General features: G+C 69.5%; 3 protein-coding genes and 1 tRNA gene. 3 read left to right on the top strand and 1 reads right to left on the bottom strand.

Going from position 1 to position 9965, the window contains the following annotated elements:
• Positions 1-161 precede the first annotated feature (161 nt).
• Entirely contained in the window at positions 162-827 is a 666-nt protein-coding gene (locus ACFWR9_RS28455; RefSeq protein WP_383846787.1) for a DegT/DnrJ/EryC1/StrS family aminotransferase, read from the top strand.
• Between the two features lie 75 nt (positions 828-902).
• A tRNA-Thr gene (locus ACFWR9_RS28450) sits at positions 903-978 on the top strand.
• Between the two features lie 46 nt (positions 979-1024).
• On the opposite strand, the gene ACFWR9_RS28445 is transcribed toward ACFWR9_RS28450, so the two are convergent.
• A complete protein-coding gene (locus ACFWR9_RS28445; protein ID WP_383846775.1) occupies positions 1025-3685 on the bottom strand; it encodes a SpoIIE family protein phosphatase in 2661 nt (886 codons plus the stop codon).
• Positions 3686-4178: 493 nt separating this feature from the next.
• Here ACFWR9_RS28445 and ACFWR9_RS28440 point away from each other — a divergent pair, with 493 nt between their 5' ends.
• Positions 4179-9656, top strand: coding sequence for a HAMP domain-containing protein (locus tag ACFWR9_RS28440; RefSeq protein WP_383846773.1), 5478 nt, complete (start codon positions 4179-4181; stop codon positions 9654-9656).
• Positions 9657-9965 lie beyond the last annotated feature (309 nt).

The following is a 9965-nucleotide window of genomic DNA, read 5'->3' as shown; positions in this document are numbered from 1 at the left end:
ATGGTACTGCAGGGGGGACCCTGTGGGAGAGTAGGACGCCGCCGAACAATCATTGAAAGGGTTGGACCCAGAACTTCGGTTCTGGGTCCAACCCTTTTTTGTTTTCCGTCACTTGAAGTTCACATTGCGCTACGACGATCGCTCGTATGGGTACCTCAGCAATGCTCAGGGCCGCCGGCGTAGGAGTCGGCGACGAGGTCGTCGTACCTGCCTTCGGGAACGTGGAAGTCGCCGAGGCCGTGGCTCTCGCCGGCGCGCTGCCGGTGTTCGCCGACATAGATCCGGCGACGTACTGCCTCGACGCCTCCGCGGTGGAGGCGTCTTTGACGTCCCGGACCGCGGCCATCGTCGCCGTGCACCGGTTCGGACGCCCCGCGGACATGGGTCCGCTGCACGCGATCGGACAGCGGCACGGACTGCTCGTGCTGGAGCAGGGCGAGTCCGAGGTGCCGTACGACGAGATAGCGCGGCGCAGGGAGCGGGCGGCCTATCTCGACGGGAAGCTGAGGGGCGTGCGGACCCCCGACTGGGGCGACGGGCACACCTATCAGCAGTACGTCGTGCGAGTGCCGGGGAACGGCCGGCCGGACCGGGACGCGTTCGCACGTGCCGTGCGGGGACGCGGAGTCGAGTGCAGGGTGCCGGTGAAGACACCCGTGCACCGGTTGCCGGGATTCCGGCGATGCGTGTCGTTGCCCGAGACCGAGCGGGCCGTCGACGAGACCCTCGCGCTGCCGGTCGAGGCATCGTTGACCAGGCGGGACATGCAGCGGATCGTGTCCGCGTGCAACGCCCTGGGCGGACTTCTGCAACCCGCGTTCGGATGAACTCCGTGGTTGGGAGCACCGGCTTGTTCGGGGTATGATCTATTCCGTTGCGGCGGGGAAGCCCGAAAGCGACAGGCCCCTATAGCTCAGTCGGTAGAGCGTCTCCATGGTAAGGAGAAGGTCAACGGTTCGATTCCGTTTGGGGGCTCCACTACAAAGGCCCCGCCCAATTGGGCGGGGCCTTTCGCATGCCCTGATCAGTCCGCGTGCGGCTCCGGGACGCGCATCGCGAGAATCGCCATGTCGTCGGACGGGGCGTCAGAGGCGAAGCGCTCCACCGCGCGCATGATGCGCGCGGCCACCGCACCCGCCGTCAGACCCGTGCACGACGTGAGGACGTCGGCGAGGCCGTCGTCACCCAGCATGCGGGTGCCCTCGCGGCGTTCGGTCACGCCGTCCGTGACACAGAGCAGGACGTCGCCCGGGTCGAGGGTGACCCTCTGCTCGTAGAGCTCCAGGTCCTCGATCACGCCGAGGAGCGGCTGGGGCTCGGCGGCCGGTTCGACCGAGCCGTCCTGGCGCAGCCGGAGTGGGAGCGGGTGCCCGGCGCAGACCACCTTCAACTCCGCGCTGCCGTCGTCCTGCGGGCGCATCTCGCCGTACAGCAGCGTGAGGAAGCGGCTGCGGGCGCCCTCGTCGAGGATGGCCGAGTTGAGGCGCTCCAGGACCGCGGGGCCGCTGAGACCCTCGCGGGCGAGCAGGCGCAGGGCGTGCCGGGCCAGGCCCGTGACGGCGGCCGCGTTCGGGCCCGTACCGCAGACGTCGCCGATGGCGAAGCCGTAGGCGCCGTCGCTGATCGGGAAGAGGTCGTAGAAGTCTCCGCCGACCTCGTTGCCCTCGCCGGCCGCGCGGTAGATGACCTCGACCTCGACGCCGTCGATCAGGGGCAGTTCGGGCGGCAGGAGGCTGCGCTGGAGGGACTGGCTGATGGCCGTGCGCTCCGAGTACAGGCGGGCGTTGTCCAGGGCCAGGGCGGCACGGCGGGACAGGTCCTCGGCGAGTTCGAGGATCTCCTGGCGGAAGTGGTCGTCGGTGGGCTTGCCCAGGGTGAGCATGCCGATGACGCGGTTGCGGGCGACCAGCGGCAGGACCACGGTCTCGCCGCCCACCGCGGAGGCGGTGGCGAGGGTCGGGCCGATACCGGTGCTCAACTGGTGTGTCGGGCTGCCGCTCAGGCCGAGGTCGCGCATGGAGGTGCGCAGCGCGGCCTGGTGGGCCATGTCGGCGGGTGCCGTCCAGACGCGGGCGCCCGGGGTGGGGACCGGGTCGGGCGGCGCGATCTTCGACAGCAGGGACTTGATGCCGTCGATGAGCTCCTCGTCCTCGTGCAGGACGTAGGAGAGATACGGGTCGGAGGCCTGGTCGGCGATGGTGTAGACGGCGCACCAGGTGGCGAGGGTGGGGACCGTCATCTGGGCCATCAGGGCCAGCGTCTGGTCCCGGTCCAGGGTGCCGGCGAGGAGGTCGGAGGCCTCGACGAGGAAGCTGAGGGAGCCGCGGCGCAGCCGCTCCAGCTCGCCCAGGCGGGCCGACTCGACGGCCAGGGCGATGCGGTCGGCGGCGAACTGGAGGCGCAGCGCCTCCTCGTTGGAGTACCGCCCCGCGGCCTCGGCGGCGACACCGAGCGAGCCGGTGAGGCGGCCCTCGACCTTGAGGGGGACGGTGACGACCGAGCGCATACCGGTGCCGTTCAGCAGCGGGACGGCGCCGGGGACGGCCGCGAGGTCGTCGTGGACGGCGGGCATGCGCGCGGAGCCGTAGCGGCCGGGGCCGGCCTCCACGGGGACGCGGGCGAAGCGCTGGCGGGCGGAGGGCAGGCCGGTGGAGGCGCGGACCTCCAGCTCCGTCTCGTCGTCGGTCGCCAGCAGCAGGAAGGCGGCGTCGGCGTCGAGCATGTCGCGGGCGCGTTCGACCGTGCGCTGGAGGAGTCCGTCGAGGTCGTCCGGGGCGGGGGAGCCGATGAACACCTCGAAGGGGTCGGTGCTCTGGCCCTCGGAGGACGAGGAGTCGGCGGCCGGTACGCGCATCGGGGTCTGCAGGACCGCGCGTTCGTGGTCCCGGACGAGGAGGCAGACCGTGGAGGGTTCGCCGCCGACGTCGCGGACGCGCAGGTGGGAGGCGTACACCGGTGTGACGCGGCCGTTGGCGCCTCTTATGCCGTAGCTGCCCTCCCAGCGGGAGAGCTGGAGCGCCTCGGCGATGCCGGTGCTGGTGCCCGGGGTGTGCGGCCAGGCGGCGAAGTCGGTGAGCGGCTTGCCGGTGACCTGGTCGGCGGGGTAGCCGAAGAGTTCCTCGGCGTCCTCGTTCCAGGACGTGACGGAGCCGGTGCGGTCGATCTGGACGAGGGCGACGCGGACCCGGCCGTCGGCGAGCGGGAGCAGGGCGGCGGGGAGCGCGGGGCCGGCGGCGCGGGTGCCGACCGGGCGCTCGGGCAGATGGAGGTGGAACCAGACGTTCTTGTGCGTGGGCGTGTACTCGACGCCCCAGCGGTCGGCCAGGGCCGCGCACAGCTGGAGGCCGCGGCCGCCCTCGCGGTCGGGGCTGCCCATGTTGGCGGGGGAGCCCTGGAGCGGGACCTCGCGCTCCGGATAGTGGTCGGCGACCTCGATCCGTACACCGTCGTCGCTGCGCATGCACTCGACGTCGGCGGTGGTGCCGGCGTGCACCACCGCGTTGGTCACCAGCTCGCTGGTCAGCACCACGGCGTCGTCGACGATGTCGGCATGGCCCCAGCCCTGGAGCGTGTCGCGGACGAAGGACCGGGCACTCGCCACGGACCGTCCGACGGGCTCGAAGCTGGCGGCCGCGCGCGCGGTGATCACAGAACTCCCCATGCGTCGGCGCCCCCTGCCCTCCATGCCCGATTCCCCGGTTCGACTGCTACAGGGTAGTCGGGCCGGTGGATCGGTGTTCAGGGGTCTCCCCCTATATCCCCTGGAGGGACACCCCTGAACACCGACGGGACGCGTCTCGCGTCACAGGCCGGCTGAAGAGCTTCGAGAGAAGCTGCCGAACTGTTGTGACTCCGCTTGGCCCGAAGGCCCGCTTCTCGCTGGACCGGAATCCGGCGAAGGACAAGCCCTGCCCAGTTATTCAACGCGGGAGGCGAGCTGTGGGTTACGGTCGTGGGTCGACATGCCCGGTGCGGCATGGTGAAACACTGGGCAGGCTGCTGATGAAGGTCCGGGCAGGTGAATGCGCGCCGAGTGGGGTGGGCAGCAGCCCCTGGAGCGGGTCCGGTGAGCCGGACCTGATCGCTCGGCATCATGGGAAGTACGCGGCAGTAACCGGTCCGCCGAGCGGTGGCAGCCGGGCACAGCAGTATCGGTCGACCCCTGCGGGAGGGACACAGTGGAGTCTGGCGCAGCGACGCGGGCCACGAAGACGCGCGCGAAAGGCGGACAGTCCCTGAGTAACAAGGGCAAATCGCGGGGCGGTAGTACGACGGTGGACACGGCCGCCCTGAATCGTCTGCTCGCGGCGCTCGTGTCCATGCGTGAGGGAAACTTCCGCAAACGGCTGACGGTGTCAGGCGACGGCGTGATGTCCGAGATCGCCGCAGTCTTCAACGAGGTGGCCGACCGCAATCTGCACCTCACGGGTGAGCTGGCGCGGGTGCGGCGCGTGGTCGGACGTGAGGGAAAACTCACCGAGCGGCTGGAGACGGGGGCCTGCGAGGGGTCCTGGGCGACCGCGATCGACAACTCGAACGCGCTGGTCGACGATCTCGTACGGCCCGTCTCCGAGGTCAGCCGGGTGCTGTCGGCGGTGGCGGACGGTGATCTGTCGCCGCGCATGGAGCTGCGGACGCAGGTGGAGGAAGGGGCCGGGCAGCCGCTGCGCGGTGAGTTCCTGAAGGTCGGGCGGACCGTGAACAACCTGGTCGACCAGTTGTCGACCTTCACCGACGAGGTCACGCGGGTGGCCAGCGAGGTCGGTACCGAGGGCAAGCTGGGCGGACAGGCCCGGGTGCGCGGTATGTCCGGTTCGTGGAAGGACCTCACGGACTCCGTCAACACCATGGCGTACCGGCTCACCGCTCAGGTGCGGGACATCGCGCTGGTGACGACGGCGGTGGCCAAGGGCGACCTGTCGCGGAAGGTCACGGTGCACGTGGCCGGCGAGATGCTGGAGCTGAAGAACACCGTCAACACGATGGTGGACCAGCTCTCGGCATTCTCCTCCGAGGTGACGCGCGTGGCCCGGGAGGTGGGCACCGAGGGGGCCCTGGGCGGGCAGGCCCAGGTGCCGGGCGTGGCCGGGGTGTGGAAGGAGCTGACCGACTCCGTCAACACCATGGCCGGGAACCTCACTGCCCAGGTGCGTGAGATCTCGCACGTGACGACGGCGGTCGCCAACGGCGATCTGTCGAAGAAGGTGACGGTGCCGGCCCGGGGCGAGGTCGCGCAGCTCGCCGAGACGATCAACCAGATGACCGAGACGCTGCGGATCTTCGCGGACGAGGTCACGCGCGTGGCCAACGAGACCGGTGGCGAGGGCCAGCTGGGCGGCCAGGCGAACGTGCCGGGTGCGGCCGGTATCTGGAAGGACCTGACGGACTCCGTCAACACCGTCTTCCGGAACCTGACCACTCAGGTGCGCGACATCGCCGCGGTGACGACGGCGGTGGCCAGTGGTGACCTGTCGCAGAAGGTCACCGTGGACGTGGCCGGCGAGATGCTGGAGCTGAAGAACACCGTCAACACGATGGTGGACCAGCTCTCCAGCTTCGGTGCCGAGGTGACCCGGGTGGCCCGCGAGGTCGGGGTCGAGGGCGAGCTGGGCGGTCAGGCGCAGGTGCCGGGCGCGGCGGGGACGTGGAAGGACCTGACGGACTCCGTCAACACCGCGTTCCGCAACCTCACCGGCCAGGTGCGGAACATCGCCCAGGTGACGACTGCGGTGGCCAACGGCGACCTGTCGCAGAAGGTCACCGTGGACGTCTCCGGCGAGATGCTCCAGCTGAAGAACACCGTCAACACCATGGTCGACCAGCTCTCCAGCTTCGCCGACCAGGTGACCCGGATGGCCCGGGACGTGGGCACGGAGGGCCGGCTCGGCGGTCAGGCCCGGGTCGACGGCGTGTCGGGGACCTGGAAGGAGCTCACGGACTCCGTCAACTCGATGGCGGGGAACCTGACCTCGCAGGTGCGGAACATCGCGCAGGTGACGACGGCCGTGGCGCGCGGTGACCTGTCCCAGAAGATCACCGTGGACGCGCGCGGGGAGATCCTGGAGCTGAAGAACACCATCAACACGATGGTCGACCAGTTGTCGTCCTTCGCGGAGCAGGTCACGAGGGTGGCCCGTGAGGTGGGCACGGAGGGCCGCCTCGGCGGTCAGGCCCAGGTGCCCGGGGTCGCCGGTGTGTGGCGCGACCTGACCGACTCGGTGAACGGCATGGCCGGCAACCTCACCGCGCAGGTCCGCAACATCGCGCAGGTCGCCACGGCGGTGGCGCGCGGTGACCTGTCCCAGAAGATCACCGTGGACGCGCGCGGGGAGATCCTGGAGCTGAAGAACACGCTGAACACGATGGTGGATCAGCTGTCGTCGTTCGCCCAGGAGGTCACGCGCGTCGCGCGTGAGGTGGGCACCGAGGGCATCCTCGGCGGCCAGGCGGAGGTGCAGGGTGTCTCCGGCACCTGGAAGGACCTCACGCAGTCGGTGAACGGCATGGCCAACAACCTGACCATGCAGGTCCGCAACATCGCCGAGGTCACCACGGCGGTGGCCAAGGGCGACCTGTCGAAGAAGATCACCGTCGACGCCAAGGGCGAGATCCTCGAACTCGTCACCACCGTCAACACGATGGTCGACCAGTTGTCGTCCTTCGCGGAGCAGGTCACGCGCGTGGCCCGCGAGGTGGGTACGGAGGGCATCCTCGGCGGCCAGGCGCACGTGCCCGGCGTCGTGGGCATCTGGAAGGACCTGAGCGACAACGTCAACCTGATGGCGAAGAACCTCACCGTCCAGGTGCGGAACATCTCCCAGGTGGCCGCCGCCGTCGCCAACGGCGACCTGACGCGGACGGTGACGATCGAGGCGCGCGGTGAGGTCCACCAGCTGGCCGAGACGTTCAACACCATGGTGAAGACGCTGAGTTCGTTCGCCGAGCAGGTCACCAAGGTGGCCCGCGAGGTGGGCACGGACGGCATCCTCGGCGGCCAGGCGCACGTGCCGGGCGTGTCGGGTACGTGGAAGGACCTCACCGAGTCGGTGAACCAGATGGCGTCCAACCTGACCGGTCAGGTGCGCAACATCGCCATGGTCACCACCGCCATCGCCAAGGGTGACCTGACCAAGAAGATCGACATCGACGCGCGCGGCGAGATCCTGGAGCTGAAGACGACCATCAACACGATGGTCGACCAGCTGTCGTCCTTCGCCGAGGAGGTCACGCGCGTGGCCCGTGAGGTGGGCACGGAGGGCCAGCTGGGCGGTCAGGCACGCGTGCGGGACGTCGACGGCACCTGGCGGGACCTGACCGAGTCGGTGAACGAGATGGCCGGGAACCTCACCCGGCAGGTGCGCGCCATCGCGCGCGTGGCGACCGCGGTGACGCGCGGCGACCTGAATCTGAAGATCGACGTGGACGCCTCCGGCGAGATCTCCGAGCTGCAGGACTACATCAACAAGATGATCGCCAACCTGCGCGACACCACGATCGCCAACAAGGAGCAGGACTGGCTCAAGGGCAACCTGGCCCGCATCTCGGGACTGATGCAGGGCCGCCGGGACCTCCAGGACGTCGCCTCGCTGATCATGAGCGAGCTGACCCCGGTGGTCTCCGCGCAGCACGGGGCCTTCTTCCTCGCGATGCCCCTGGTCGTCGACGGCCAGGATCAGGCGGGCGCCCAGGAGGAGCAGTACGAGCTGCGCATGCTGGGGTCGTACGGCTACTCGATGGGGTCGATGCCCACGTCCTTCCGGCCGGGGGAGGCGCTGGTCGGCACGGCCGCCGAGGAGAAGCGCACGATCCTCGTGGAGAACGCGCCGAACGGCTATCTGAAGATCTCCTCCGGGCTCGGGGAGGCCCCGCCGGCCCAGGTGATCGTGCTGCCGGTGCTGTTCGAGGGGCAGGTGCTCGGCGTGATCGAGCTGGCGTCCTTCACGCCGTTCACGCAGATCCAGAGGGACTTCCTCAACCAGATCGCCGAGATGATCGCGACCAGCGTCAACACGATCTCCGTCAACACCAAGACGGAGGTACTGCTGAGCCAGTCGCAGGAGCTGACCGAGCAACTGCGCGAGCGGTCCGAGGAGCTGGAGCAGCGGCAGAAGGCGCTCCAGTCGTCCAACGCCGAACTGGAGGAGAAGGCCGAGCTGCTGGCGCAGCAGAACCGCGACATCGAGGTGAAGAACACCGAGATCGAGGAGGCGCGGCAGGTCCTGGAGGAGCGCGCCGAGCAACTGGCGGTCTCGATGCGCTACAAGAGCGAGTTCCTGGCCAACATGTCCCACGAGCTGCGTACGCCGCTCAACTCGCTGCTGATCCTGGCCAAGCTGCTCGCCGACAACGCCGACGCCAACCTGTCGCCCAAGCAGGTCGAGTTCGCCGAGACGATCCACGGTGCCGGTTCCGACCTGCTCCAGCTCATCAACGACATCCTCGACCTGTCGAAGGTCGAGGCGGGCAAGATGGACGTCTCCCCGACGCGCATCGCGCTCGTCCAGCTCGTCGACTACGTGGAGGCCACCTTCCGGCCGCTGACCGCGGAGAAGGGCCTGGACCTGTCGGTGCGGGTGTCGCCCGAGCTGCCCGCCACGCTGCACACCGACGAGCAGCGGCTGCTCCAGGTGCTGCGCAACCTGCTGTCCAACGCGGTGAAGTTCACCGACTCGGGGGCGGTCGAGCTGGTCATCAGGCCGGCCCGGAACGATGTTCCGCAGGGCATCCGGGAGCAGTTGCTGGAGGCGGGTTCGATGACCGACCCGGACGCCGAGCTGATCGCGTTCTCCGTGAGCGACACCGGGATCGGGATCGCGGCCAGCAAGATGCGGGTGATCTTCGAGGCGTTCAAGCAGGCCGACGGCACCACCAGCCGCAAGTACGGCGGTACGGGCCTCGGGCTGTCCATCTCGCGGGAGATCGCGCAGCTGCTGGGCGGTGAGATCCACGCGCAGAGCGAGCCGGGCCGTGGTTCGACCTTCACGCTCTACCTCCCGCTGCGCCCGAGCGAGCTGCCCTCGCACGGCTACCCGCAGCCCCTGCCCCCCGCCGGGGGAGGCGAGCTGCCCGCGGCCTCCGGGGCCGCCGTTGACGAGCTGCCGGAGACGGAGGTCGAGACGCCGGCCGAGGTGCGGTCGTACCAGGACGCGCAGAACGGTGCGGCGGCGCTGTTCCGCCGTCGTCGCCGCTCGGCCGAGACCGAGGAACTGCCCGCGGTGCGGGAGCGGCAGCCGGGCGCCGAGCAGGAGACGACGTCGCACTCCAGCCGCGGGATCCGGTTCGGCGGGCAGAAGGTGCTGATCGTCGACGACGACATCCGCAACGTCTTCGCGCTCACCAGCGTCCTGGAGCAGCACGGGCTGTCCGTGCTGTACGCGGAGAACGGGCGCGAGGGCATCGAGGTGCTGGAACAGCACGAGGACGTGGCGGTCGTCCTGATGGACATCATGATGCCCGAGATGGACGGGTACGCGACGACCACGGCGATCCGTCGGATGCCGCAGTTCGCCGGGCTGCCGATCATCGCGCTGACCGCCAAGGCGATGAAGGGCGACCGGGAGAAGGCGATCGAGTCGGGCGCGTCCGACTATGTGACGAAGCCGGTCGACCCCGATCACCTGTTGACGGTGATGCAGCAGTGGATGCGCGAGGAGTAGTACGTTCGGGCACCGTGTCCGTGGTACGGAGGGGCACCTTCCGTGCGGCACGCCCGGGCAGTGTGCGAACGTGGGGTGTGCGTGAACGGCGGGAACCTCCGGGACTCGCGCTCAGTCGCTGGCTCAGCGTGCCCGGAGCCGTGTAGAAGTGCGGGATTCGGGGAACCTTCTGGTCCCCCGCCGCGTTTCTGCTACGTGCACAGTGACATCACGGTGACAGGGTGTGGCGACAGGCGGGGTGCGGCTACGATGACCGGCACGAGGACGGGCGACGCAAGGGAGTCGTCCCCCGGGGTGGCACCCGCCGGT

This window comes from Streptomyces sp. NPDC058534 (genome assembly GCF_042717365.1).
Lineage (GTDB): Bacteria > Actinomycetota > Actinomycetes > Streptomycetales > Streptomycetaceae > Streptomyces.
This window is presented reverse-complemented; position numbering and strand designations above follow the sequence as displayed.

Excerpts from the sequence above, each read along its gene's own strand:
- ACFWR9_RS28455 (WP_383846787.1), top strand. The coding sequence starts at position 162 with ATGCTCAGGGCCGCCGGCGTAGGAGTCGGCGACGAGGTCGTCGTACCT.
- ACFWR9_RS28445 (WP_383846775.1), bottom strand. The coding sequence starts at position 3,685 with ATGGAGGGCAGGGGGCGCCGACGCATGGGGAGTTCTGTGATCACCGCG.